Consider the following 24,676-nt stretch of genomic DNA (forward strand, 5'->3'; position numbering starts at 1 on the left):
CCGAGAACCAATATGATTGGATAGCCCTAGACGATAAACAATCAAAAAGGGCTATTTGTATGTCGACAGGTAAGATTACGTTTTTGGCATCTTTATTATTAATGGCAGTAAGTTCAGCAGGGCATGCCGCAGATGATACTAAAAAAACCATTACCCTCGGATTTAATCCAGGACCCTATCAGGAGCAATTTGCCAAGGGCGTAGGTCCCTTCCTGGAAGCCAAAGGTTACAAGCTGGTCTACAAAGACTTTAGTGACGGTATTCAGGTCAACAATGCCGTTGATACCGGTGCTATTGACGGTAATATTATGCAGCATCCTATTTATCTGCAGGCTATTAATGAACGGCTTGGCATTAATAATATCGGTATTGTGCAAGTTCCTACCCCACCTATGGGCCTCTACTCCAATAAACACCAGAAGGGTGAAATCCCCAAAGCCGGTGAAACCATCTCGGTACCCAATCAGGCCTCGAACGAATACCGTGCTGCACTGCTGCTTCAGGACCTGGGTTGGATAAAAATTTCCCCAAAATCAGACCCGGCGACCTTCTCGCAAAAAGATATCACTGAAAATCCGTATAAGCTGGTATTTAAAGAAATGGACAATGCGCAGCAAGTTCGCGCCCTGCCGGACGTTGACTACGGTGCTATTCAAGGCAACTTTGCCGTGTCCAGCGGGATAAAGCTCAACAGTGCGCTCAAACTTGAAAATCCGGTCAAAGGCTTTATTAACGTGGTGACTATCGCCGGTAAGAATAAAGATGCGCAGTTTGCCAAAGATATTATCGCCGGTTATCACTCAGCAGAGTTTAAGCACTACATCTTGTCCACTGAGCAGTATCAGGGCTACCTGCTGCCAGACTATTTAAAATAAAAAATATATTTGACTCGCCGGTCACGCTGACTCGCCGGCGAGTCGATGGTTATGCATTAATTATCGGGGCAGGGCAATGATAGAGCTGCAGGACGTTGATAAAGTATTTCAGCGCAAAGGTAAAACCACACGGGCACTTAATAATATCAATTTAAAAATAGAACAGGGGGATATATACGGCATTATTGGCTACAGCGGCGCGGGTAAAAGTACGTTAGTACGGCTTATCAACGCGCTTGAGGCACCCACCTCGGGCAGAGTCGTCGTTAAGGGTAAGGTTATTGGCGATTTTAACCCGAAGCAACTTAGAGAGATGAAAAAAGATATTGGCATGATTTTCCAGGGTTTCAACCTGCTTGAGTCGAAAACTGTATGGAAAAATGTGGCTATTCCACTGATTCTGGCCGGGAAAAGTAAGGCGTTTATCAGCGAGCGTGTTAACGAACTGCTTGAAGTTGTCGGCCTGGCAGATCGTGCAGCCAGTTATCCTGCCGAGCTGTCCGGTGGCCAAAAACAGCGTGTTGGCATTGCCCGGGCACTGGCCACCAACCCTTCGATTCTACTCTGCGACGAGGCCACGTCGGCGCTGGACCCGCAAACAACCTCGCAGATTTTGGTACTTCTCAAACGTATTAGTCAGCAGTTTAATGTGACACTGGTGGTGATTACGCACGAGATGTCGGTGATCCAAAAAATCTGCAATAAAGTGGCAGTGATGGAAAATGGCAGCATTGTGGAACATGGCAACGTACTTGACGTTTTTGGTCAGCCCAAGCATCCCACCACGCTAAATTTTGTTCGCACGCTGGTTCACGACAGCCTACCGGAAAGTATCGATTCTCCGCCGGTCGATAATAACCGCGTTCGCCGTTATCGTCTGGAGTTTCTAGGTGAAACCGCAGGTCAGCCGGTTATTTATCAGATGATTAAGGCCTACGGTGTAGAATTTAATATCCTGTTCGCCAGCATGTCAGAAGTTCAGGAAACCGTTCTTGGGTTTATGATAATTCAGTTAACCGGTGATGCAGAACTGCTGCACAATGCCATTGTTTATTTGCAAAGCTGCGGCGTGCGGGTAGAGGAGTTGCATTAATGTTTGAGACCGCTATCACCTTGGACCAATTTATTGCCGCGATGCAGGACACGCTATTAATGGTCAGCGTTTCTCTGCTGATAGGCTCACTGCTTGGCGTGCCACTGGGTATTTTATTGGTCATTACTCGTCCGGGCGGACTGGTAAATAATCGATTTTTCTATACGGTAATCAACCCTATTATCAATATTGTACGCTCCCTGCCGTTTATCATCTTAATGATATCTATCATCCCGTTTACTCGTTTGGTGGTACATACCACTATTGGTACCGCGGGTGCTATTGTGCCACTCATTATATTTATTGCCCCCTATATTGCGCGTCTGGTTGAGAGCTCGCTGCTGGAAATTAATCCGGGAATTATTGAGGCGGCGAAATCCATGGGCGCGACGCCGCTGCAGGCAATTTGGCACTTTTTACTGCCTGAAGCACTGGCCTCACTCGTTTTAGCACTGACTACCGCAACGATTGGCCTGATTGGCGCCACCGCGATGGCGGGAACCGTAGGCGGCGGTGGCATCGGGGACTTGGCCATTACTTACGGCTATCAGCGCTTTGACACCTTTGCCACGGTTTCTACTGCGGTGGTATTGATTATTGTGGTTCAAGGCCTTCAATCAGTCGGTAATGTGATTTCACGTCGCCTGCGCCGGGAGTAATGACTTAAAAAATATCGCTAACCTGTTGCCGTATCTGCACTATGCAATACCGCAACAGGTTATATTATTGAGTCTGTTCACGCGCTTCTAACTGCAATTTGTCACGTTCCTCATACTTCTCTAGCGCTTTATCAAGCGTGTATTGGTTACTGCTGAGAGGGACGTGGTGGGTATTTTGTACTTGTATATCATTCATGAAAAGTTGATTAAAGGCTGGATATATTCGAGAGGCGATACTGCCAACATAACCCATGATGCTCATAATATTATGTGGCATAGATAAATCCTTTGTTATGTTCAAGCTTGTCTCGCTAAAGCATGAACTATTTGTAAGGTATGAAATGAGTTTATTTTAAAAGGCTGGCGTCGACATTAATAAAATCTGGTTGACTTAAGAAGTCTCACATCTTGATTAATGTACGGCAAGTTATTGTTAGGTGCAGTATGAAGTTAGTCTGTAATTATTGATTTCCTTACTGTGTTTTTAGATGCTTCTAAACTAAATGCCGGAAAATAAATGGTTTGGAGGGTTTGACTAAACATTAAATATATCTTGCTGAATACGGTGTGTCGTTATGCCGTTTTACAGATAAGCAAAGTTAAAAGGATTAGTTCAATTAGCAGCGGTTTATTGGTTTACTGTTTCCAGTCGACGGGGAATACGCCCCAAACAAATCGGTAAATAAGGAGTGTGTGATGGCTAAAAATTTATCCACCAATTCTTTGTGGCAAAGCATTAAGCGCCGATGTTCTGCGACATTCTTTTCACGGTCTCCTGCGGATAGCTCACGGTTAGTTGAATCGCTTCTTGTTACAGGATCCTTATATGGCATCGAACTCGGAAATATTGACCCTTCCTGGTATCGCCAGAAGTAGTCAATATCAGCGGCTATTACGTCGCAGTTATTGGAATGAGCTGTGCTATTTAAACAGCTCGAGTGGTAAGCGGTAAGATGATTTTCTCCTGAAGTAAGAGCAGTAACGTTGTTGAGATCTCCCCGGTCTTGTCGAATGTGATTTTTATCCCAGTTGCGGAGCCTATGACTTTTTCAGTCATAGGTTTTTTTATGCTCTTTTTTGAGTTTTAGTCCATAGCCTAACCTGTTTACTGCCGCTCAAAATTATCGTACACACGGCGGACCAGGCTAAGCAACTGCTGATGCTCTTCCTCACTCAGTCCTTCAATGGCGACTTTTTTAAGCTCTTGCCCCTGCAGATGCATAATTTTTTTCACTTCACGTCCGGCTTCAGTGAGCGTTAAACGCATAATTCTGCGGTCGTCTGCGTCGGGGTCGCTGGTTAGTAGGCCTTTGTCGCGCAGGCCCTTGATAAGCCTGGCAAGTTGCGCTTTATCTCGTTCCATAAAACGTGACAAATCGCCCTGTACAGCGCCTGGATAACGGCCAAGATAACTTAAAACTTTGGCTTCCATATGGGTGATGTCATAGTTTCCATCACGCAGGAGCTCAAACTGTTTGGCGCGATAGCGATGCATAATCATATGCATTATCCACAGCACATCGTCATTGTGGGATTCACTCATTAGTTGACAATGTCTCCTATTCTCATTTAGATTGTTGATATTATCAACCAAGTGGAACAATTTTACCATGACCGACAATTTATCCATCAGCCGCGTGCAACTCATTCGTCATGAAATAAAACGCCGCCAGCTTGACGTGGTGAACGTTGAGCAAATCAGTCCGGGATTTAAACGCATCACCCTCACCGGTGATTCGCTGGCTGATTTTATCAGTGCATCATTTGATGACCACATAAAATTTATTGTTAATCCCGAGGCGGCCGAACCGGCGATGCGCGATTACACACCGCGTTCATACGACAATGTTAAAAAAGAGTTGGTTATAGAATTCGCCATGCACGGAGAAGGGCCTGCCAACCAGTGGGCAGAAAATGTTAAAGCCGGTGACAAAGCTTTTATAGCCGGTCCGCGGGGTTCTCGGGTTATCCCAATGGATTATGACTGGCAGTTGATGCTGGGTGACGAAACGGCATTTCCGGCCATTGCGCGTCGTTTAGAAGAGCTACCGGCTGGGACGCGCGTTACCGTCGTTGCCTTGGCTGCCGACAAGCAGGATCGTCTCACATTTAGCTCACAGGCAAATCCTGAAATTATTTGGGTGGACACCCCAGAGCAGCTAACGGAATGGGCTATCAATCATCAGCTTGCGGCAGGTGAAGGCTTTGTATGGTGTGCCGCCGAGGCCTCGATTATTAAGGCGCTGCGCAACATTTTTGTTGAGGAAAAAGGTCACAACATTAATGCCATACGTACCTCGGCCTATTGGAAAAAAAGAACCGCCGCGTTTCATGAAGAAGTGTCTTAACCGCAGATCTCATCGCGCTTTTTAGCTGCCCCTCAGGGCAGCATATCCCTTCGCGATGCCATAAAAAAGTGCCCCAAATCCACCAACAAAAAATCCAACTGGCCAGTTGGTTTCATAAGAAATCGCGATTGCGAGCCAGACGGTTAAAAGAGCGATGGCAATCGAGAGTAAGACGGCTGCTATAGGTCGCGAAGTCAGCGTGCGTGCCACCGCGGCGGGACCTACCATCAGACTGAATACCAATAGCGCGCCAACCACGGGCAACGCCATGGCGGTTGATAGCGCCAAAATAGCCAAAAACAACAACTCCATTTTTTTGGCTGAAACGCCTTGAACTTCGGCTAACTCCGCTGAAACTGAGCTTATTACCAGTGAGTAAAACAGCTTCGCAGTCAGCCCTATCACCAACAGGCTGGTGATGCCTACCGGCACAAGTTCAGCGCTGCTGACGCCCAGCACTTCGCCAAACAGCAGGGCATAAACCTGCTGTGAATACTGGCTGCTCATGCTTAAAAATACCGTGCCGAGGCTTAACAACATCACCAGCGTCAGGGCGGTTGCCACTTCGTGACGACCATTTTTCGCCAGTTGGTTGATACCTATCACCCCGAGACCGGCAAACGTAATCAGTCCTATAAAGCTGTTTATGCCCAGTAAACTGGCCAGCGCAGCACCGGGAAAAGTGCCAAGGGGAAGAGCATGAGCGGCGAACGAGGCACCGCGCAGCACGATAAAAAATCCGACAAAACCTGCGACAATTGCCACCAATGTCACGACGACCCAAGTGTTAATCATAAAACTGGAGAACATGTTACTGCTTCCTGATGGGGATAAGGTGAGTAGCGGCCAGATAGGCGATGAAAATCAACGCCACAATGAAAAAACTGACCGGCCAACCGTGACCCGGCGTCCAGTAAAAACTGTCGTAGGCCAGCGCAATACCCCCCCACGTTGCTGCAAGGCCGATAATCACGGCGAGTAGAACCGCTGTAAACGGTCGATGGGTGAGCCTGAGCGCGACAGCCGCGGGGCCAATCAGCAGGGCAGTGGAAAGCACGGCGCCCACTGTCATGGCCGAAAGCGTAACCGCCAGTGATAACAGCGACAGATAAATAAGTGACACGAGGCGAGTATTAACGCCCAACACTTCGGCCAACTCTTTGTCGAGAGAGCTGAGCAGCAGGGGGCGATAAATAATACCGATAACCCCCAGCGCGCCGCCCCCAAGCCACAGGGCCAGCGGTATCATTGAAGCGGGTATAGCAAACATCGAGCCAAACATCACAGTGATGGCCGCACCGGTGGTGCTATGGCTGGTGACGTCAAAATAGAGCAACAGTGCCGCCAGTCCGAGCCCCGCACCTAGCACGATGCCGGTCATTAGGTCACGCTCACGTGCGCGGCGAATATCAACCAGCTCCATGCTAAATGAAGCGATTAGCGCCATGCCGAGTAGGCCAATCAGCGGGTTAATGCCCAACAAAAAAGAGAGTGCACCGCCCGCGCTGCTGACGTCGGCCAGTGCGTGCCCTGCAAAAGACTGACCACGAATAACGGTAAAAACGCCGACCACGCCGGAAACGACAGCGGTACCGCCGCCAATAATGAGCGCGGTATGCACGGGCGCACTGGTAAAAAACCCCGGCTCTACTAAGAAATTTATCAGGGAATTCATAGAAAAATCATACTTTCATCAGGTTTTCATCAGGCATAGAAAGGGCGCACGGTTCACTAGAGGCGTTGGCGGCAATCACCAGTACACGGTTCATGACCCGTAAAACCTCAATCGGATGGCCATAGAGTTCGCTTAGCACGCGGCTTTGCACGACGTCATCAGTTTTTCCGCTTGCAGCACGGCCACTGGCGAGGTAAACGATGCTGTCCATGGATGACAGCAGCGGATTCATATCATGCGCCGACAGAAGAATAGTGACCTGATGGGCGCGTGAAAGGTGGCGCAACAGCGCCACAATCTCAGACACACTGCGAATATCAAGATTCGCCAGGGGTTCGTCGAGTAAGAGTAAACGAGGACGGCGGATCAGGGCATGAGCGATAAGCACTCGCTGCTGCTGGCCACCGGAAAGATTACCAATACGCTTATCGGCGAACGCTTCTGCGCCCACTTCTTTGAGCATGGCATCAACCTGCTGTTTCACCTTCTTTGAATTCAGGCTAAGTCCGAGCCGCTGCCCATTAAGCCCCAGCGCCACAAGATCTCTGGCACGTAGGGGGATCTCGGCATCAAGCATGATTTTTTGCGGAACGTATCCCACAGAATTCATACCCGCCTTGCCCGCTTTGCCATCAAGCATCACGCTGCCGCTGTCTAAGGGCTGAAAGCCGAGTAACGTTCTGAGGAGAGTGGTTTTACCCGAGCCGTTAGAACCAATTAACCCGCAGAATTCACCGGCTTTAAGGGAGAAACTCACCCCCTCCAACACGGATTTTCCAGAAAATGATACGCTGAGATTTTCTGCGACCAGCACGCCGCCGTCCTCGGTTGCCATCTTAGTGACTTGCCAGCAGGCTTTCAGTTGAGATTTTGTCTTTCAACGCACTGATAAGCGCCTTGGTTTCTGCCAGCATCCAGCTCTGATAGGTGTAGCCTGGGGTTGGCATGGTTTCATATACGCCGACAATAGGAACGTGGTGGGATTTAGCCTGATTAAGGAAGGTTTCAGTTAATGGATCAGTAACCTGTTGGTTATAAACAAACACTTTAAGAATTCCGTCGCTAAACAGGGCATTTTGCGCCGTGACGTCCTGCGGGGCTGGGTCTGTACCGTTCATAATGGCAGCTTCAAGATTGAAAGGTGTAGCAATTTTTAAACCACCGGCCTGTAGCAAATAGTCACCCACCGGTTCAGTTACGGCAACTTCGGTGCCGGCAAACTGGCTTTTTAACTCGGCAAGAGCCGCGTGCCAAGGCGCAAGAGAAGCTTCAAACTTTTTGGCATTAGCGTCGAAGTAAGCCTTCTGTGCGGGCAATGACGCGCTAAGGTCGGCAGCAATTTGCTTGGCTACTGCTGGCATGGTTTCTGGCTTGTACCACAGATGGGGGTTAGGCGTATTGTCCGGCAGGCCCAAAAGCTGCTGCACGTCAATCACCTTACGCGCGGCGTTGGGTGCTGAAGCAAGAAACTTATTCGTCCAGGCGTCGTAGCCCAAACCATTTTTGACCACTAAATCAGCATGGGCAATTTCAGCTGCAATCTTCGGGCTGGCCTCAAACGTGTGTGGGTCAGTATTAGGATCGGTCTCGATAGCCGTCACTTCCACATATTTACCACCAATTTGCGAAATAACATCAGCATACTGATTTTCAACGCCAACCGCGTGCAGCACGGTTGAAGAGGCCGCTGCCGCTTGTCCGCCATAAACTGTTACCAAAGCCACTGCCGCAGCAATTACTTTTAACTTGTTTTTCATCCCAACCCCTTAGAGAATTATAAAATAACAACCTATTAATTGATATGTTATAACGTTACATCTATAGGGGGTTGATAACAAGCTACCAGAGGTAACCAGTTGTTTGTGAATGTATCGCTAGGCGTGCATTGCGTCCAGCAGAGTGACCATTGCTTTCAAATTCGCCGCCGCCATCCCCCTGCGCCACATCAGCCAAATTTTTATCTTCCCAGCTTGATTGCTTAATGGAAACGCCTTTACGCCGGTTTTACCCGGCATGCCGTCGAGCATGCTTGCAGGGATCAGCGCGAGCCCGGCGCCCGCTGTTACGCAAGCAACAATGCCGTGATAGGACTCCATCTCGTAAATCCTGCCCGGCACCGCATCATCTTGTGCAAACCAGTTTTCAAACAGCCGGCGATACGAACAGTTGGCGCGAAAAGCATAAATAGTCGAGCCCGAAATATCTCGTGCGCGCATGACCGGTGGGTGGTTTAACGCCGAGATCAGAACCATTTCCTCATCAAAAACTGGCACGCCCTCAAGCTCGGGATGTTTTGGTGGTCCATCGACAAAGGCCGCGCTGAATTGGCCAGACATTATCCCGTCAATCATATCGCCTGAGGGACCGGTTGAAAGGTCTAATTCCACCTCGGGGTAGGCCTGGTGGTAGCGGGTAAGCACCGGTGGAATGCGCACCGCCGCGCAGCTCTCGATTGAACCGAGGGTAAAAATCCCGTTTGGTCGATGCCCGGAAACGCTCTGTTTTGCCTCTTCGGACAGCGCCAAAATCCGTTTGGCATAACCCAGAAACGTTTTACCGGGATCGGAAATATGCAATCGCAGCTTTTCACGATGAAACAGTTGGGTGCCAAGCTCATCCTCCAACTGTTTGATTCTTGTTGATATATTTGAAGGTACGCGATGCAGTCGGTCGGCGGCGGCAGTCACGCTGCCTTCTTCGGCCACGGCAACAAAAACGTCGAGTTGGGTGAGGTCCATGAATATCTCCGTGCCATTCTTTCTCAAAATGAGATGGTTATCTTCATTATTATTCATTTTTAAAAATTATTTCACAAGTCTAGTATTGAAGACAGACAGCATATTTCCTCATTAAAAAGGTGGCTTAGATGACTCATTCAACAACGGCGCCAGCGGGCGCAACCTCACGCAATCCGGCTAACGGTGAAGTGCTGAAACATTATCCGTTTGCCACTGCTCAGGAAGTCGATGCGGCGTTACAAGGCACTCAGGATGCCTTTAACAGCTGGAAAAACAGTGCAATGGACGACCGAGTTCGTTTGCTGCAAAACATGGCGCAGGGCTTGCGAGACAATTCAGCGGCTCTGGCTGGAATGATGACTTCAGAGATGGGTAAACCGGTCACTCAGGCCTTGGCTGAAATTGAAAAAAGTGCAGCGCTGTGTGAGTGGTACGCCGAAAACGGTCCGGCGATGCTGGCGGCAGAACCGACGCTGGTTGAAGATGATAAAGCGTGGGTAAACTATTTGCCGCTGGGGCCGGTATTGTCGGTGATGCCGTGGAACTTCCCTGTCTGGCAGGTGTTGCGCGGTGCCGTGCCAATTATTCTGGCCGGTAATAGCTACCTGTTGAAACCCGCGCCCAACGTGATGGGAAGCGCGTATCTTTTACGTGACATTGTCACCAAAGCGGGTGTTCCACAAGGCTTGTTTGATGTTTACAACGCGGATAATGCCGCCGTTGCCGCAAGTATTAAAGACGACAGAATCGCTGCTATTACGTTGACAGGTAGCGTGCGTGCCGGTTCCGCGATTGCCTCAATGGCGGGCGCCGCGCTTAAAAAATGTGTGATGGAGCTTGGCGGCTCCGACGCCTTTGTTGTATTGGCCGATGCTGATATTGACGCGGCGGTGAAGGGCGCCATTGCCGGGCGCTTCATGAACAATGGGCAAATTTGCATTTCGGCTAAACGTATCATTGTTGAAGCATCGATAATGGAAGAGTTCACCGAAAAATTCTTGGCGGCGGTGCAGACGCTTAAAATGGGCGACCCACGTGACGAGTCGACCTATCTCGGCCCGATGGCGCGTTTTGATCTACGCGACGAGTTGGATGGACAGGTTAAAGCAACGTTGGCAGAAGGCGCAACGTTGCTGCTCGGCGGTGAGCCATTGGCAGGAGAAGGCAACTATTATGCACCCACTGTACTGGGCAATGTTAAGCCGGGTATGACCAGCTTTAAACAAGAACTGTTTGGCCCGGTAGCTTCACTTATCAAGGCAAAAGACGCGGACGACGCTATTCGCATGGCAAATGACTCTGAGTTTGGACTGGGAGGCAGTCTGTGGAGCCGCGACATTGAAGCCGCGAAAAATCTTGCCAAGCAGGTTTATACTGGTGGCATGTTCATCAATTCCCCGAGTTTTTCCGACCCGCGCGTACCGATTGGCGGCGTGAAGAAAAGCGGTTTTGGCCGTGAGCTTTCCCACTTTGGTATCCGCGAGTTTACTAACCCGCAAACCTTATGGGTAGAGAAGGGGTAAAAGGTCAATCTTTATAATAAGAAGGTTGCGCTCTCCTCCTAATGTTACCCCGCTTAAAAGAGCGGGGTAACGTTCAATTCATGAGAAGGGTAAGGGTAGGAAAAGCATCTCAGGCTGTCACCCAGAGCACAGTGTCACTGAAGCCCACCTCCAATCGATTCCCACAGTGTAATACGGTTTTCAAAATCGGTTTGTTGCAGGGATACCAAGTCAAGCTGAGTAGACCACAGCGTACGCTGATCGGTGAGCACCGTGAGGTAATCGCCGCTGCCAACCTGATAACTGCGGCGCGCAATGTCGTAACTGCGCTGAGCTGAGGCCACGGCCTGAATTTGGGCGTCCATCTGTTCGTCAAGCGTACTACGGCGCGCCAATGCGTTTGCCACATCTTCGAAGGCGCTTTGTATTGCCTTCTCATAGGCGGCAATCAGGCCCTTTTTCTCGGCTTCTGCGTAGTGCAACTGGGCGATATTACTGCCGCCGGTAAACAGCGGCAGCGAAATACTGGGTGCAAATGACCAGATATCTGCGCCGTGGCTAAACAGACTCGACAGCGAACTGCTGCCAACGCCTGCACTGGCCGTAAGCGAGATAGTCGGGAAGAAGTTCGCCCGCGCAGCGCCTATGTCGGCATTCTCGCTTTTCAGATTATGTTCAGCCTCGATGACATCAGGCCGTCGCAGCAATACCGAAGAAGATACGCCTGCGGGAACAATCTGGATCGCCTGCGGTGACAGACTTTCAATGGTCCCGGGCAGCAGGTTTTTTGGCACCGTTTCGCCCACTAACAGGTTAAGCGCATTGGTGTCCTGTGCCACCAATGTCTGATAGCTGGCAACGCTGGCACGCGCTTGTTGATAGGTCGTCATCGCTTCACTCACGTCTCCCGCTGCGGCAGTGCCTTCTTTGAGTTGCAGTTGAGTAATACGTAATGAATCGGCCGCACTGGCCATGGTTTGCTGCCCGAGCGCCAGGTTGCTTTTATCCGCAGCCAGGGTAATCCAGGCCGTGCTGGTTTCTGACACCAGCGTAATGCGGGTGTTCTGCGCCGTGGCTTCGCTTGCAAGCCACGTCTCTTTTGCTGCACGCGCCAAACTGTGATTACGGCCAAACAAATCCAATTCAAAGCTGCTGACTGCACCGTTGGCTTCTGAAGAACTGCTTAGGCCATCAGAAGCCGTTCGGCTGCGGGTGTGGGTTAAATTGGCGTCAACGGTCGGAAATAGCGAGGCGTTCTGCTCGCCATACAGCGCCCGCGCCGCTTCAATATCAGCAATTGACTGCTGCAGGTCGCGGTTGCTGACCAACGCACGTTCTACCACCTTGTTCAGTCGTTGATCAGTCAGCACGTGCTGCCAATCCGTAAGCACTGTCTTGGCAGCGGAATTTTTACCCTGGTCTGGCCAGGTTTTCGGCACCGGAGCCGCTGGACGCTGATAGTGCGGGTCGAGTGAAATACAGCCGGCTAATAGCATTGACAGGGTGATAATGCTCAGACGGTAAATGTTTTTATGATGAAACATAAGTTACTCCTCGTTCACAGTAGAGCGAGTGAAGACGTGTTTCACCAGCACAAAGAAAAGGGGCACAAAGAAAATAGCCAGCAGCGTCGCGGTTAATGTGCCACCAATAATGCCGGTACCTATCGCGATTCGACTATTTGCCCCGGCACCCGTAGAAAGGGCCAGCGGCATGACGCCCGCGATAAACGCAATCGAGGTCATCAGGATGGGGCGAAGACGCGTTTTTGCCGCCGAGATTGCCGCTGCCGACAGGCTCATTCCCTGCTTGACCGCCGCTTCAGCAAATTCAACGATCAGGATGGCGTTTTTCGACGACAGCCCGATAGTGGTCAGCAGTGCTACCTGGAAGTAAATATCGTTATTTAATCCACGCAGTGACGCGGCGAGCGAGGCCCCCAAAATACCTAGCGGGATAACCAAAATAACCGAGAAGGGCACCGACCAACTCTCATACAGCGCTGCCAGACAGAGGAACACCACCAGGATTGAAATGGCATACAGCACTCCAGTTTGACCGCTGGCAAGCTGCTCCTGCAGCGATAAACCGCTCCAGGCAAAGGTCGAACCTTTCGGTAATTTAGACGCCAGCTCTGCCATTTTGTCCATTGCTGCACCTGAGCTGTAGCCGTCGGTATTTTCTCCGTCTATTTCAAACGCGGTCACGCCGTTATAGCGCGCCAGTGACTGCGGGCCATAGCTCCAGTGGGTGGTGGCAAAGGCAGAGAACGGTGTCATGGTGGTATCTCCGCTGCTGTTGGTGCCACGAACAAACCATTTGTCAAGGTCACTCGGCTGGGACCGGAACGGGCTGTCTCCCTCGATATACACTTCTTTCACACGACCGCGGTCAATAAAATCATCAACGTAGGTGCCGCCCCAGGCACTGCTCAGCGTTGCCGTGACGTCGCTGAGATCAAGGCCCAGCGCTACGGCTTTGTTATTATCGATGTCCACCTGAAGCTGCGGGGTCTCCGGCAAGTCTGCGGCACGCACCGACTGAAGCTCGGGGCTTTTATTGGCCTCGGCGATCAGCTGGTTGCGCATCTTAAGCAATTCATCATGACTGGTGCCGCCGGAAGACATCAGCTCAAAGGTAAAGCCGTTGCTTTGCCCCATACCTGAAACCGCAGGCGGCGTCATCGCGATCACCTTGGCATCGCTAATTTTAGACAGATCTCGGTTAGCTCTTTCGACTATTGCCTGCGCGGTATTGGCCGCACCCGAGCGCTGGTCCCAGTCTTTGAGCGCCACGAACGCCATGCCGACGTTGTCACCGTTGCCATTAAAGTTAAAACCGGTAATTGAAAATACCACGTCGGTATTGGCTTTTTCCTGGTTCAGGAACCAGTTGGTCACCTCGGTATTCACCTGATTGGTACGATTAACCGACGCCCCTGCGGGCAGGGTGAATTGCACCATCACCTGCCCCTGATCCTCATTGGGCAGGAAACTGGTTGGCAGATGCATGACCAGAAAGCCCATACCAGCCGCCAGTAAGGCATAAATTCCCATCATCACGGTTGGGCGGCGTAGGCCTTTTAATACGCCGTGTTTGTAGCGATGTTCAGTGCTGGAATAGAGTCGATTGAAACCGCCAAAAAACCCTTTGTTATGCGGTTTACTTTGGCGCAGTAGGGTTCCGCACAGTGCCGGCGTGAGAGTCAACGCTACCACCACAGACAGCGCCATGGCAGAAATGAGGGTCACGGAAAATTGGCGATAAATAACGCCGGTTGAGCCACCAAAGAAGGCCATCGGCAGGAATACCGCCGAGAGCACCACGGCAATGGCCACCAGGGCGCCGGAGATCTCTTTCATCGACTTTTCAGTGGCGGCGCGCGGCTTGAGTCCTTCCTCAGTCATTATTCGCTCGACGTTTTCAACCACCACAATAGCGTCGTCCACCAAAAGCCCAATGGCGAGCACCATGGCGAACAGCGTCAAAGTATTGATGGTGTAACCGAACGCAGAAAGTATTCCAAAGGTGCCCAGTAGCACTACCGGTACTGCCAGAGCGGGGATAAGCGTGGCGCGAATGTTTTGCAAAAACAGGTACATCACCGCAATCACCAGCGCAATGGCGATCAGCAGTGTTTCCACCACGTCCTGAATCGACAATTTGATAAACTCCGTAGAGTCTTTCGGATAGGCAACGTCATAACCGGCGGGCATGCTGCTGCGATATTTATCGATGGTCGCCTTCACCGCATTGGCGGTATCCAGCGCATTGGCCCCGGCGGCCAGCTGAACGGCAAGGCCAGCGGCTGGGTGTCCGTTGAGTCGTGATGAGGCAATGTAGTCCTGACTGCCCATTTCAACACGCGCGACATCGCCAATGCGCACTACCGATCCGTCGGCCTCGCTCTTAACGATGATATTGCGGAACTGTTCCGGCGTTTGCAGACGAGATTCTGCCTGAACGGTGGCGGTAATCTGCTGCGTTGAAGAGGTCGGTGCGGATCCAATGCTGCCAGCAGAAAGCTGAATGTTTTGCGACGTAATGGCTGTTTCGACGTCAGAAGGCATCAGGCTGTATGCCGCTAACTTGGTCGGATTGAGCCAGATACGCATAGCGTATTGGTTGCCAAACACGTTGAGGCTGCCCACGCCTGGGACGCGCGCCAGCGGATCCTGCATGTTACTGACCAGCCAGTCAGCGATATCATTACTGGTCGCCTTGTCAGTTTTGTCATACAGCGCGGCGATCATCAGGAAGTCGGATTGCGACTTGGTGACCGTAATCCCCGCCTCCTGAACTTCTTCGGGCAGACGTGATTCAGCCTGTTGAAGTTTGTCCTGAACCTGAACCTGTGCAGTATCGGGATTGGTGCCGAGTTTGAAGCTGACGGTTATCTGCACTGTGCCGGATGAGCTGCTGGTCGAGGTGAAATAAAGCAGATTATCAAGTCCGGTAAGCTGTTGCTCGATAACCTGCGTAACGCTGTTTTCTATGGTTTGCGCCGAGGCACCGGTATAGGTGGCTTTAATTCTAACCGACGGCGGTGCCACTTCGGGATACTGCGCTACAGCCATTGATTTGATGGCAATGACCCCGGCCATCATAATCAGCAGTGCGATAACCCAGGCAAAAACGGGCCTGCGGACAAAGAAGCTGGAAAACATCATGCCGCTCCTTGTGTGGTCGATGAGGTCGCACTCAAGCTGGTTTCTACTGGTTTAACAATTTCACCGGCGCTGACTTTAGTGGTCCCTTCAACAATAACGCGATCGCCTGCCTGCAGGCCGCTAACAATGAGATAGTTTTCCCCTGAAGTGGCGCTGGTTATGACGTTGCGAACGACGACTTTATTATCTGCATCAACGACCATCGCCGTGGCGTTACCTTTAGGGTCACGGGTTATAGCCTGCTGCGGTGCCAATATGGCGTTTTCAATGACACCTTCATCTACGCTGGCGTGTACAAACATACCCGGCAATAAAATATGCTGATTGTTAGGGAAGAGGGCGCGCAGTGTCACTGAACCGGTGGCTTCATCAACTGAAACTTCGGTCAGCTCCAGCTTGCCTTTATCGGGGTAAACCGAGCCGTCTTCAAGCGTCAGCGTCACATCTAACGTACTGCTGTTGGTGGCCAGTGCACGTTTACGTAATTGGAGCAGGTCAACGCTTGATCGGGTGAGGTCAACGTACATGCTGTCCAGCGCAGTAATTGTGGTGAGGGCGGTTGTTTGGTCTGCGGTGACCAGAGCACCCGGCGTCACGGTTGAAATGCCGATTCGACCCGAAATAGGCGCGGTAATGCGGGTCCAGTCGAGGTTGATTTTGGCCGATTCCAGCGCGGCCGCTTTTTCAGCAACACTGGCTCTATCTTCACCACAAGTAGCAGTAGCATTGTCGGCGTTCTGCTGTGAAACACCTTGTTCTTTAACCAGAATAGAATAGCGTCTGGCCTGCTGGCAGTCGGCAATAACCAATGCTTTGGCACTTTGCAGCGTGGCGGCCGCCTGATCATAGGTTGCCTTGAAGCTTGATGGGTCAATTTGATACAGCGGCTGGCCTGCTTTTACCTCATCCCCTTCTTTAAACAGGCGACGTTGAATAATACCGCCAACCTGTGGCAATACGCTTGAGGTTAACGTTGCCGTAGTCCGCCCCGTAAGGTCGCTAGTATAAGTGAATGGCTGACTTTTTAAGGTGACGATGCCAACCTGAACGGGGGCAGGTTTATTTTCAGGCGAATTCGCGTCATGACAGCCGCTTAATCCGATGAGGGTTAAAATACATAAAATTCGTAATGGCATAGCAGGATCCCAAAATTAATGGAGTAAATTATTTCAGCGCACAGAGAGCCCTGAGAAAATTATTTCTCATGCCGATCCGTTGGTATCCAAAATGTAGGCGTATTAATTGCAGTGGAGAAATAGCTAAAAATAAAACGTTAGATATCATTTATTCTGTGCGTCGCCTCCTGAATAGTCTGTATGATTTTTTCAATGTCCTCATTATTAATGGATTCATTACGCATTTTAATTTTCACAATTATTTTTAGATTTTCTAAGGCGTAATAAATTTCCGGATTTCTCACGGGGTTTTTCTCCGAAACCAGCGCCTTCAGCTTCTCCAGGATAGTCTCGATATCGAACTTTTTTTCCGCGAGATGTTTCTCACCCAAGGCCGTAATGAAAAATTTTTTTCTATTCTCACCAATGTGTTGTATCTGGGTGTGCCCCAAGTCCTCCAGCATGGTTAGGTTAGGGTAGATCACACCTGCGCTGGGTACGTAGCCACCCATGGAATAATTTTCTATCGATTTTATTATTCCATAACCGTGCGTCGGGTTAATCTTTATAAAATAAAGAACCAACAACAGCAGTTCTTCATTCTTAAATGTTTTACCACGCCTGGCATGATTTTTTTTAGGCGGCACATGAATGGCGTATATTTTTTTCATTTATCGATTTTTATTCTCTCTCAAACGACATTCTCTTTGTCACGCTGTTTAAACACAATTCAAAGGTATCCCCGACAATGCGGTCGGTCAAGATATATCTTAACGTTAACCTTGTTTTTTACTTCTCCTATTGTATTGAAAAATATATGTATTTTTAGAATGTGTGATGATTGTGAGGAACCATTAAACGAAGATGAGTACGTGATGTTGAGAGTTGGCTGCTCATGTCATCACATTGTTTTTAAAGGTATTTATTTTTGTTTTTTACAGATTAGCAAATGTCGCCGGGATTATATTTTCTCTAGAGTGTAAAAGTATCGAAAGTATTCAGTAATTATATTTTACGTAAAGATATTTACAAAGCATTCAGGCGATGAATCAATCATTAAATACACACTTTGTTTCATGCGTTAATAAAATAATGATAATGCAGTACGTTAATAGACAATATCTCCTTATAATACTGTGCTTTGGTAAGGGTTTATTAAACCAGTTTAGTCGAAGGCTGATTTTTCGATGTCTTTACACATCTTCCGCCAGCCTGTTGCGGTTCGCTTAATCTGTTTCAATCGGCGATGCAGCAGGGTATTGATAACCTCTATTCTTTACTTACCTCTAAGCCTGATGACAGTAAATCCTGATGGTACCGCCCTTAAAACGGATACAACGACTTAAGCAGAAGAGAAATTCTCCCCGCCTCAGGTATTTGCAGACGATAGTCGGCCATCACCCCGGCCAAATAGGCAGAGCATGTAAAGGTTCGTGGTTGTTGGGGGACCAGTCTTTCGAGCCATTCACAAATATCCGGCCCTCTCACCAAATCCGGCCAGTCTTCATGGCAGTCGATAATAAATAAAGCTGCCAACAGTCTCAGCGGCCGAGGTGAGTCGGTTTCTATCCCGCAGTAGGCTGAAGACGATAGCGCAGTCAGTACTTTTGCCAGCGTCAAAGACATTATTGCGTTGAGCTGAGCCTCGGTTAATCCTTCAATTTTTTGAAATAACGGTAGGTTGGAACGCATTTTTTCAACGGTTCCCTGCCGGGAAAGTTTTGCCTTTTCACCCTCATAAAACGGGGCAAGCGCAGCGTGGAGTAGGTCCACGTCTTTGGCGGAGGTTAAATTTAATTTGTTTTGCTCCTTACGGCCAAGCAGGTTAATCCAGTGTGTTGCAATCTGTTCTACTCTTCTCACATCATCAGGCTGACGTAGTTCATGAACAGACAATAAATGCCTCATTGCCGCCACTAGATGATTTCCGCCTGCGGACCAGGCTTGTAAGAGTGCGGGAAAACTCTCTAATGTTTTCGCCGTTTGCTGCTGATTTGCCGGCCAGCCCGTTATTGCACCTCTTTCATCACAGGTAAAAATCGAGTACTCCGTGGGCGGCTGGCATGAGTCGATAAGGGCTTCAAAACCCGATCTTGCAAGATAAATGGCTCGGCCCGTGGCGGGATTATAAAACAGGTGATGTTGTGAAAGTTCGGCAGTGGGGTCCATTAAAATATCAGCACAAAGGTGCTTTATCAGTTTATCTAGAGGGGAGAGTTGATACCAAAAATCGGCAATGAAGGGATAGATGGCCATAAGTTGGTGAGCGATAGATTGAAAGCCCATTATTTCGGCGGTAGCCAGATTATTAGACTGGGTTAGTACATCCAACAAGCTATTGAGGACATCATGACGACTATAGCGATCGTTTATTATCACCGCCGGAAGTATTTTATCTTTATAGAGGCTTAATAATAGTCCGGAAATGAAAAGTCTTATGACTGGCGATGTTGAATAACAGCCGTGACGTAGTTCGAGAAGCACCGAATGCATAAGCGAGGGATGCTGTAAGCAGTCTTTGAGGTGAGGGAGAGTGTTAAATTTACCGACTAGCTGTTCTACCCAGTCGACTCTGACATCGTCGTTTTTCAAGGTGGAGAGCGTGTTATAGAAATACGCACCCGTTTCAAGGTTGTTAAGACTGTTGAGGTTGAAATCAATCAACATGTCCGAAGAAAACATGTCATTACTGAGCGTTATATCACCTTTCTTATAGTTGCCAAAATCTGCACCGCTAAAATCGATTGATTGGATCAATGTCAGGTTGTTGATTTTAGCATTGTGAAAACTGACCTCCCGTTTGAAAATTACCTGTTCAAATGACAATCCCTCGGCGTTGATGTTGTTGAAGTTGACCTTATTAAACTTATAGAGATCGTCAATTAAACCCTGTAATGCGACAAATTTTACGTTTGTGAAAGCTGACCCACTGAAGTCTGCATCTTCAATTTTCTCTGACCATCGGTGAGTAATGATAAGGTTTCTGAACGTGCAATTTTTCATCTTACTGTTTGAAAGGTCTGGCGAAATAATTGAATGAGCTGTTAACGGGGATCTGGTGGTATAAAGACCATCAATCTTGCTCCCGTCCCAACAAATTTTCGCCATCTTTATGCCGTACCAATTCAACGATCGCTTGGTGGCCATAAAAGTGCAGTTTAGCATCTCACTCCCGCTCGGCGCCTTCCACTTATAGAAGACAGGGTCGATAAACGTATCTTCATAAAATTTCACCGGTCGGGTGATTTTCTTATACTCGCTGGTGAGATTTTCAAATATTATTCCGCTGAACGTTCTTGGACATTTAGTCCATTTTTTTTCATCCCGCAAAAAATTGAGAAAATCATCATTGTTAATAAATGTGGGTCCGGTATCTATTTTGCGTTCCAAGCTGACGGGACGTCTGAATATGTTCCTTATTCCAATTTGAAGAGTGGCGAAGAGTCCGGTTGGAGGCCTTTCAGGCGACGGGGACCGGGGTGCGGGGGTTGATACGCTGTTCAATGACGACGTTGGCAAAAGATCCATGATGTATACACTCCCTGAGAAATCTCTTATGCCTATATGATGCTCTATCAACGGCTTAGGCCGTTAATGATTAGACATCCATATATTTAGAATCAGCGTTTTATGAGAAATCAGCCTAATCACGCACCTAATCGTCACGATCCGGTCATAAAAAATACATCTACGCTCGCTAGCTTATGCAAATCACTCACTGGCGAGATGCGCAGCCGTTATGAGCAATTATTCATCTCAACGTTATTTGTCACTGCAAAACATCAGCAAAGGTTGGGGCAGCAAAATTGCTCTCAACAATATTAGTTTTGACGTAAAGGAAGGGGACTTTGTTGCCCTGCTCGGACCCTCCGGTTGCGGTAAATCAACCATGCTTAGAACCATTGCCGGTCTTGAGTATGCGGATCAAGGGTCAATTCAATTACAGCAAAACGATGTCACTCGTCTCACTCCCTCGCAGCGCAGGCTGTCGATGGTGTTTCAGTCCTATGCGCTGTTTCCTCATCTCAACGTGCGTGAAAATCTGCTGTTTGGGCTGAAGGCGCGGGGAGAAGATAAAACCCAGTTTGCTGCACGCCTCGATGAGGTGGCAAAACTGATGGAGCTTGAGGCATTACTCGACCGTTTGCCTTCCCAGCTTTCTGGCGGTCAACAGCAGCGCGTGGCGCTGGGCCGTGCGGTTATCGCCAATAACAAGCTGTGCCTGATGGACGAGCCGCTGTCGAACCTTGATGCTAAGCTGCGTCAAAGCATGCGACGTGAAATTCGCGCGCTGCAAAAAAAGCTCGGTCTGACCATGATCTATGTGACCCACGATCAAACAGAAGCCATGAGCATGGCCGACAAGATTATCTTGCTTAATGACGGCTGCATTGAGCAGCAAGACACGCCGGACAACCTCTATAACAATCCCGCCAGTATTTTTACCGCTCAGTTTATTGGCGCACCGCCGATGAATATTCTGCCGCTGACTCGTCAGGACTCGCACCACTACTTGGGCGATATGCGTACGCCGGTAGTGCAAAACTATCGGGCATCGACCCTGAGCCTTGGGCTGCGCGCGGAAGACATTCAGCTTTGTGCGCCTGAGAGTGCCGCGCTCACCGGTGAAGTCCTGAGCTATGAATATATGGGTTCCGACACGCTGGTGGTGTGCCGATTGGCACAAACCTCAGCAACGTTGACGGTAAAAATCCCCGGCATGCGCCGTTTAGGCGAGGGCAGTACTGTCGGGTTGCAGTGGGCTCAGGCTACGCAGTATTTCTTTTCAACGGCCAACGGTAAACGCTGCTATCACGTCGGAGAAAACGTGCTGGCAATCGACGAAAGAGTAGCCGTGTAATCCGTAATTAATTGTTTAAATTTACTTTATTTTCATCTATTTAAATAAAGCTTACTACACAACAATATCAATATTTCAAGGGAAAACTATGTCTATTGCAATGCGTTTAACACGTGTGGCCACCGCGCTTCTATTGGTATCAACAACCTCGGCTTTTGCCGCTGATCCGATAAAGTTGCAGATGTATTATCCGATTGCCGTAGGGGGAAAAATAACCCATACGGTTGACGGTCTGGTGGCAGACTTTGAAAAAATACACCCTGAAATTAGCATTCAACCGGTTTATACCGGTGACTATGCCACCACGGTGACCAAGGCGTTAACGGCATTTCGTGGGGGCAATGCGCCGCAGATGGCGGTGATTGGCGATATTGAGGCTTATTCACTGATTGATGCTGGCGCGATTGTTCCGGTAAGTGATTTGGCCAATGACCAGGCCGGTAAGGACTGGATTAACGGTTTTTATCCTGCCTTTATTCGCCATATTCAGGGCAAAGTGTGGAGCATTCCCTTCCAGCGCTCAACGGTGGTGCTTTACTGGAACAAACAGGCGTTTGAGAAAGCCGGCCTGAAAGCCGACGAAGCGCCGAAAAACTGGCAGGAAGTGGTCGACTTTGGCAAGAAACTGGTGATCCGCGACGGCAATGACGTTAAGCAGTGGGGCATTGAAATTCCTTCTACGCCAAACGGGTACTGGAACTTCCAGGGGATTGCCGCGACCAACGGTGCACGTCTTGACAACGGCAAAGGCACCGCGGTGACCTTTAACACACCGGCCACGGTTGAGGCACTGCACTGGCTAACCAATTTGGCGCAGAAAGACGGCGTATCACCTAAGGGCGCTATTGCCTGGGGTACCACGCCGCAGGACTTTATCGACGGAAAAACGGCGATGATGGTCACCACCACCGGCAACCTTACGACGGTAAACGATAACGCCAAGTTCCCGTTTGGCGTGGCGATGTTGCCAGAAAAAACACAACGCGGCAGCCCAACCGGCGGTGGCAACCTTTACGTTTTCAAAAATGGCACGCCAGAGCAGCAGAAAGCCGCGCTTGAGTTTATTCGCTGGGTGTCTGCCCCTGAGCAGGCGGCGCGCTGGAGTATTGCAACCGGCTATGTCGCAACCTCACCCGCGGCTTGGGAAACGGATGCCATGAAGCGCTACGTGCAGAAAGTGCCACAGGCGCTAGTCGCCCGCGAGCAGCTCAAATTCTCGCAGCCGGAGCTGTCAACCTATAACAGCGTGCAGATACAAGAGTTAATGAATCACGCCATTGAAGCGGCCGTGACACAAACCAAAACGCCAGAGCAGGCGCTAGAATCAGCGCAGAAGCAGGCCGATCGTCTGCTGAAACCTTACCAATAACGGGACGTTAACATGAGCACGCTTCACACTGTGGCACCCGTTGTGCGTAACAAAGGGCTGTCTTTGCAGCTCTATGGTTATCTGCTGGTATTGCCGGCGCTGGTTTTTCTTATCATGTTTACGCATTATCCAGCGTTGGCCACGGTGTGGGAAAGCGTGTTCAGCGCGGCGAGAAGCGGACACCCAGCCCAGTTTGTCGGGCTGGATAACTACCGTGCGCTGATTGATGACGACACCTTTATGCTGTCATTACGCAATAATTTACTTTACGCGGTGGTCACTATTCCGCTGGCCGTCGGGTTGGCGCTGATGATGGCATTGGCGGTGAATCGTCGACTACGAGGCAATGCCTTGACCCGTGCAGCCTTTTTCATTCCCTCGTTGCTGCCCATGGTAGCGATTGCCAATCTTTGGCTGTTTTTTTATACCCCGCAGCTGGGGCTACTCAACCACCTGCTGTCACTTCTCTCTCTTCCTGCGGTTAACTGGCTCGGCGAGCCGGGCACTGCGCTTTACAGTTTGATGGTGGTTTCAGTTTGGCGTGAGGCGGGATTTTTCATGATTTTTTATCTGGCGGCGTTGCAGCAGATTGACCCCAGGCTCGCCGAAGCGGCGGAAATAGAAGGGGCCTCTCGCGGCTACTTCTTCCGTAAAATTCAGTGGCCGCTGCTGATGCCCACCACGTTATTCATTCTGATTAATGCGTCAATGAACGCCTTCCGCATCGTCGATCAGGTGATTGCGATGACCAACGGTGGCCCAGATAACAGTACCAGCCTGCTGCTGTTTTATATTTATCGCACGGCGTTCAGCTATTGGAATCTGCCTTATGCCTCGGCCATGACCGTGGTGCTGCTGGTGATTCTGGCATCAATCGCGCTAATCAAATTTAACCTGTTGGACAAGCGAGCACATTACCAATGAGCCTGACGATGACGGTTGCGCCGCAACGCGCTTTTTCACTGGGTCGCCTGTGCCTTAATCTGAGCATTTGGCTGGCCGCGCTGCTGTGGTTTTTGCCCATACTGGTCTCTTTCTGGGTGGCCATTCACCCCGCCTCCGAGCAGGGTAGCTTTTCGCTCTTTGCACCGCTGACCCTGCAGAATTTTGTTCACGCCTGGGAGGCCGCGCCGTTTGGCCGCTACTTCATCAACACCACGCTGCTGGTATTAATGATTGTTATCTGCCAGCTTATTCTTGCAACCATGGCGGCCTACGCACTGGTGCGCTTTCGCCTCAGGGGCGCGGGGATAATTTTTTCGCTGATTTTATTGCAGCTGATGATCAGTCCTGACGTGTTGATTCTTAACAACTATCAAACCATTGGCGCACTCGGTCTGCGCGACAGTCTGCTAGGTATTGCGCTGCCTTACTTTGCATCAGCTTTTGCCATTTTTCTGCTGCGTCAAACCTTTAAAAGTATTCCATTGGTGCTGGAGGAAGCGGCGATTGTTGAAGGCGCGAGCCGCTTCTACATCCTTCGACGTATCTATATTCCCCTTGCGAAACCGATTTATATCGCTTTTGCGCTAGTGTCTATTAGCTTTCACTGGAACGATTTCCTTTGGCCGCTGGTGATTACCGACTCGGTAAAAGTACGCCCGCTGACCGTGGGTCTGCAGCTCTTTTCTGCGCCTGAACAAGGCGTGCAGTGGGCACTGATTGGTGCCGCAACCATCATGACATCCTTGCCGCTGTTGGTGCTGTTTTTAGTGTTCCAACGACAGTTCGTGCAGTCCTTTATGCGCGCCGGCATTCGCTAAGCAGGAGT

At 49.7% G+C, this 24,676-nt stretch carries 21 protein-coding genes; 9 read left to right on the forward strand and 12 right to left on the reverse strand.

From position 1 onward, the window contains the following. Positions 1-101: 101 nt before the first annotated feature. The 3 genes from GA565_RS12140 (at position 102) to GA565_RS12150 (ending at position 2,627) form a co-directional block, all read left to right on the forward strand. Positions 102-875: a MetQ/NlpA family ABC transporter substrate-binding protein gene (locus tag GA565_RS12140; RefSeq protein WP_152201469.1), complete on the forward strand. Its 774-nt coding sequence runs from the start codon at positions 102-104 to the stop codon at positions 873-875. A 76-nt stretch (positions 876-951) separates the two neighbouring features. Beyond that, entirely contained in the window at positions 952-1,968 is a 1,017-nt protein-coding gene (locus GA565_RS12145; protein ID WP_152198653.1) for a methionine ABC transporter ATP-binding protein, read from the forward strand. Further along, positions 1,968-2,627 carry a methionine ABC transporter permease gene (locus GA565_RS12150; protein WP_152198654.1) on the forward strand — a complete coding sequence of 220 codons (660 nt, stop codon included), beginning with the start codon at positions 1,968-1,970 and terminating at the stop codon, positions 2,625-2,627. The genes GA565_RS12145 and GA565_RS12150 overlap by 1 nt, the downstream gene beginning before the upstream one ends. A 64-nt stretch (positions 2,628-2,691) precedes the next feature. Here GA565_RS12150 and GA565_RS12155 read toward each other — a convergent pair whose 3' ends face one another. Further along, positions 2,692-2,904: a hypothetical protein gene (locus tag GA565_RS12155; RefSeq protein ID WP_152198655.1), complete on the reverse strand. Its 213-nt coding sequence runs from the start codon at positions 2,902-2,904 to the stop codon at positions 2,692-2,694. An 828-nt stretch (positions 2,905-3,732) separates the two neighbouring features. Continuing rightward, positions 3,733-4,170 carry a MarR family winged helix-turn-helix transcriptional regulator gene (locus GA565_RS12160; RefSeq protein WP_152198656.1) on the reverse strand — a complete coding sequence of 146 codons (438 nt, stop codon included), beginning with the start codon at positions 4,168-4,170 and terminating at the stop codon, positions 3,733-3,735. Between the two features lie 67 nt (positions 4,171-4,237). Here GA565_RS12160 and GA565_RS12165 point away from each other — a divergent pair, with 67 nt between their 5' ends. Beyond that, positions 4,238-4,975: a siderophore-interacting protein gene (locus GA565_RS12165; RefSeq protein WP_152198657.1), complete on the forward strand. Its 738-nt coding sequence runs from the start codon at positions 4,238-4,240 to the stop codon at positions 4,973-4,975. 21 nt (positions 4,976-4,996) lie between these two features. Here the strand turns inward: GA565_RS12165 and GA565_RS12170 are convergent, their stop codons facing one another. The 5 genes from GA565_RS12170 to GA565_RS12190 all read right to left on the reverse strand — a co-directional run bounded on the left by GA565_RS12170 (position 4,997) and on the right by GA565_RS12190 (position 9,388). Further along, a complete protein-coding gene (locus tag GA565_RS12170; RefSeq protein WP_152198658.1) occupies positions 4,997-5,785 on the reverse strand; it encodes a metal ABC transporter permease in 789 nt (262 codons plus the stop codon). 1 nt (position 5,786) lies between these two features. After that, positions 5,787-6,596, reverse strand: a complete 810-nt coding sequence (locus GA565_RS12175; RefSeq protein ID WP_226950958.1) for a metal ABC transporter permease — start codon at positions 6,594-6,596, stop codon at positions 5,787-5,789. 61 nt (positions 6,597-6,657) lie between these two features. Next, on the reverse strand, positions 6,658-7,485 hold the full coding sequence (locus GA565_RS12180) for a metal ABC transporter ATP-binding protein (RefSeq protein ID WP_152198660.1): 828 nt from the start codon (positions 7,483-7,485) through the stop codon (positions 6,658-6,660). A 1-nt stretch (position 7,486) separates the two neighbouring features. Next, positions 7,487-8,407: a metal ABC transporter solute-binding protein, Zn/Mn family gene (locus tag GA565_RS12185; RefSeq protein WP_152198661.1), complete on the reverse strand. Its 921-nt coding sequence runs from the start codon at positions 8,405-8,407 to the stop codon at positions 7,487-7,489. A gap of 117 nt (positions 8,408-8,524) precedes the next feature. Beyond that, positions 8,525-9,388 (reverse strand): LysR family transcriptional regulator, encoded by an 864-nt coding sequence (locus GA565_RS12190; protein ID WP_152198662.1) that lies wholly within the window; start codon positions 9,386-9,388, stop codon positions 8,525-8,527. Positions 9,389-9,516: 128 nt separating this feature from the next. Here GA565_RS12190 and GA565_RS12195 point away from each other — a divergent pair, with 128 nt between their 5' ends. Beyond that, positions 9,517-10,911 carry an NAD-dependent succinate-semialdehyde dehydrogenase gene (locus GA565_RS12195; protein WP_152198663.1) on the forward strand — a complete coding sequence of 465 codons (1,395 nt, stop codon included), beginning with the start codon at positions 9,517-9,519 and terminating at the stop codon, positions 10,909-10,911. 134 nt (positions 10,912-11,045) lie between these two features. Here the strand turns inward: GA565_RS12195 and GA565_RS12200 are convergent, their stop codons facing one another. The 5 genes from GA565_RS12200 to GA565_RS12220 all read right to left on the reverse strand — a co-directional run bounded on the left by GA565_RS12200 (position 11,046) and on the right by GA565_RS12220 (position 20,203). Next, positions 11,046-12,434 carry an efflux transporter outer membrane subunit gene (locus GA565_RS12200; protein ID WP_370518044.1) on the reverse strand — a complete coding sequence of 463 codons (1,389 nt, stop codon included), beginning with the start codon at positions 12,432-12,434 and terminating at the stop codon, positions 11,046-11,048. Between the two features lie 3 nt (positions 12,435-12,437). Beyond that, positions 12,438-15,557, reverse strand: coding sequence for an efflux RND transporter permease subunit (locus tag GA565_RS12205; RefSeq protein ID WP_152201472.1), 3,120 nt, complete (start codon positions 15,555-15,557; stop codon positions 12,438-12,440). Then, entirely contained in the window at positions 15,557-16,696 is a 1,140-nt protein-coding gene (locus GA565_RS12210) for an efflux RND transporter periplasmic adaptor subunit (RefSeq protein ID WP_152198664.1), read from the reverse strand. Before GA565_RS12210 ends, GA565_RS12205 begins: the two co-directional genes overlap by 1 nt. A gap of 137 nt (positions 16,697-16,833) precedes the next feature. After that, positions 16,834-17,346 carry a PadR family transcriptional regulator gene (locus tag GA565_RS12215; RefSeq protein ID WP_152198665.1) on the reverse strand — a complete coding sequence of 171 codons (513 nt, stop codon included), beginning with the start codon at positions 17,344-17,346 and terminating at the stop codon, positions 16,834-16,836. A 652-nt stretch (positions 17,347-17,998) separates the two neighbouring features. Next, positions 17,999-20,203, reverse strand: coding sequence for a pentapeptide repeat-containing protein (locus GA565_RS12220; protein WP_152198666.1), 2,205 nt, complete (start codon positions 20,201-20,203; stop codon positions 17,999-18,001). A gap of 211 nt (positions 20,204-20,414) precedes the next feature. Between GA565_RS12220 and GA565_RS12225 the strand changes: the two genes are divergently transcribed. The 4 genes from GA565_RS12225 to GA565_RS12240 all read left to right on the forward strand — a co-directional run bounded on the left by GA565_RS12225 (position 20,415) and on the right by GA565_RS12240 (position 24,668). Then, positions 20,415-21,536 (forward strand): ABC transporter ATP-binding protein, encoded by a 1,122-nt coding sequence (locus tag GA565_RS12225; RefSeq protein ID WP_152198667.1) that lies wholly within the window; start codon positions 20,415-20,417, stop codon positions 21,534-21,536. Between the two features lie 88 nt (positions 21,537-21,624). After that, complete coding sequence (locus tag GA565_RS12230) at positions 21,625-22,905, forward strand: ABC transporter substrate-binding protein (RefSeq protein ID WP_152198668.1); 1,281 nt, start codon at positions 21,625-21,627, stop codon at positions 22,903-22,905. A 12-nt stretch (positions 22,906-22,917) separates the two neighbouring features. Further along, on the forward strand, positions 22,918-23,829 hold the full coding sequence (locus GA565_RS12235) for a carbohydrate ABC transporter permease (protein ID WP_152198669.1): 912 nt from the start codon (positions 22,918-22,920) through the stop codon (positions 23,827-23,829). Further along, positions 23,826-24,668, forward strand: a complete 843-nt coding sequence (locus GA565_RS12240; protein WP_193311902.1) for a carbohydrate ABC transporter permease — start codon at positions 23,826-23,828, stop codon at positions 24,666-24,668. The genes GA565_RS12235 and GA565_RS12240 overlap by 4 nt, the downstream gene beginning before the upstream one ends. Positions 24,669-24,676: the final 8 nt, after the last annotated feature.

The sequence above is a fragment of the Rouxiella sp. S1S-2 genome (assembly GCF_009208105.1).
In the GTDB taxonomy this organism is placed as follows: domain Bacteria; phylum Pseudomonadota; class Gammaproteobacteria; order Enterobacterales; family Enterobacteriaceae; genus Rouxiella.

Bases quoted from the DNA above. Each gene is read 5' to 3' on its own strand.
- GA565_RS12140 (WP_152201469.1), top strand. From the start codon at position 102: ATGGCAGTAAGTTCAGCAGGGCATGCCGCAGATGATACTAAAAAAACC.
- GA565_RS12215 (WP_152198665.1), bottom strand. From the start codon at position 17,346: ATGAAAAAAATATACGCCATTCATGTGCCGCCTAAAAAAAATCATGCC.
- GA565_RS12185 (WP_152198661.1), bottom strand. From the start codon at position 8,407: ATGAAAAACAAGTTAAAAGTAATTGCTGCGGCAGTGGCTTTGGTAACA.
- GA565_RS12240 (WP_193311902.1), top strand. From the start codon at position 23,826: ATGAGCCTGACGATGACGGTTGCGCCGCAACGCGCTTTTTCACTGGGT.
- GA565_RS12225 (WP_152198667.1), top strand. From the start codon at position 20,415: ATGAGCAATTATTCATCTCAACGTTATTTGTCACTGCAAAACATCAGC.
- GA565_RS12235 (WP_152198669.1), top strand. From the start codon at position 22,918: ATGAGCACGCTTCACACTGTGGCACCCGTTGTGCGTAACAAAGGGCTG.
- GA565_RS12230 (WP_152198668.1), top strand. From the start codon at position 21,625: ATGTCTATTGCAATGCGTTTAACACGTGTGGCCACCGCGCTTCTATTG.
- GA565_RS12160 (WP_152198656.1), bottom strand. From the start codon at position 4,170: ATGAGTGAATCCCACAATGACGATGTGCTGTGGATAATGCATATGATT.
- GA565_RS12170 (WP_152198658.1), bottom strand. From the start codon at position 5,785: ATGTTCTCCAGTTTTATGATTAACACTTGGGTCGTCGTGACATTGGTG.
- GA565_RS12190 (WP_152198662.1), bottom strand. From the start codon at position 9,388: ATGGACCTCACCCAACTCGACGTTTTTGTTGCCGTGGCCGAAGAAGGC.
- GA565_RS12220 (WP_152198666.1), bottom strand. From the start codon at position 20,203: ATGGATCTTTTGCCAACGTCGTCATTGAACAGCGTATCAACCCCCGCA.
- GA565_RS12195 (WP_152198663.1), top strand. From the start codon at position 9,517: ATGACTCATTCAACAACGGCGCCAGCGGGCGCAACCTCACGCAATCCG.
- GA565_RS12150 (WP_152198654.1), top strand. From the start codon at position 1,968: ATGTTTGAGACCGCTATCACCTTGGACCAATTTATTGCCGCGATGCAG.
- GA565_RS12210 (WP_152198664.1), bottom strand. From the start codon at position 16,696: ATGCCATTACGAATTTTATGTATTTTAACCCTCATCGGATTAAGCGGC.
- GA565_RS12205 (WP_152201472.1), bottom strand. From the start codon at position 15,557: ATGTTTTCCAGCTTCTTTGTCCGCAGGCCCGTTTTTGCCTGGGTTATC.
- GA565_RS12155 (WP_152198655.1), bottom strand. From the start codon at position 2,904: ATGCCACATAATATTATGAGCATCATGGGTTATGTTGGCAGTATCGCC.
- GA565_RS12180 (WP_152198660.1), bottom strand. From the start codon at position 7,485: ATGGCAACCGAGGACGGCGGCGTGCTGGTCGCAGAAAATCTCAGCGTA.
- GA565_RS12200 (WP_370518044.1), bottom strand. From the start codon at position 12,434: ATGTTTCATCATAAAAACATTTACCGTCTGAGCATTATCACCCTGTCA.
- GA565_RS12165 (WP_152198657.1), top strand. From the start codon at position 4,238: ATGACCGACAATTTATCCATCAGCCGCGTGCAACTCATTCGTCATGAA.
- GA565_RS12145 (WP_152198653.1), top strand. From the start codon at position 952: ATGATAGAGCTGCAGGACGTTGATAAAGTATTTCAGCGCAAAGGTAAA.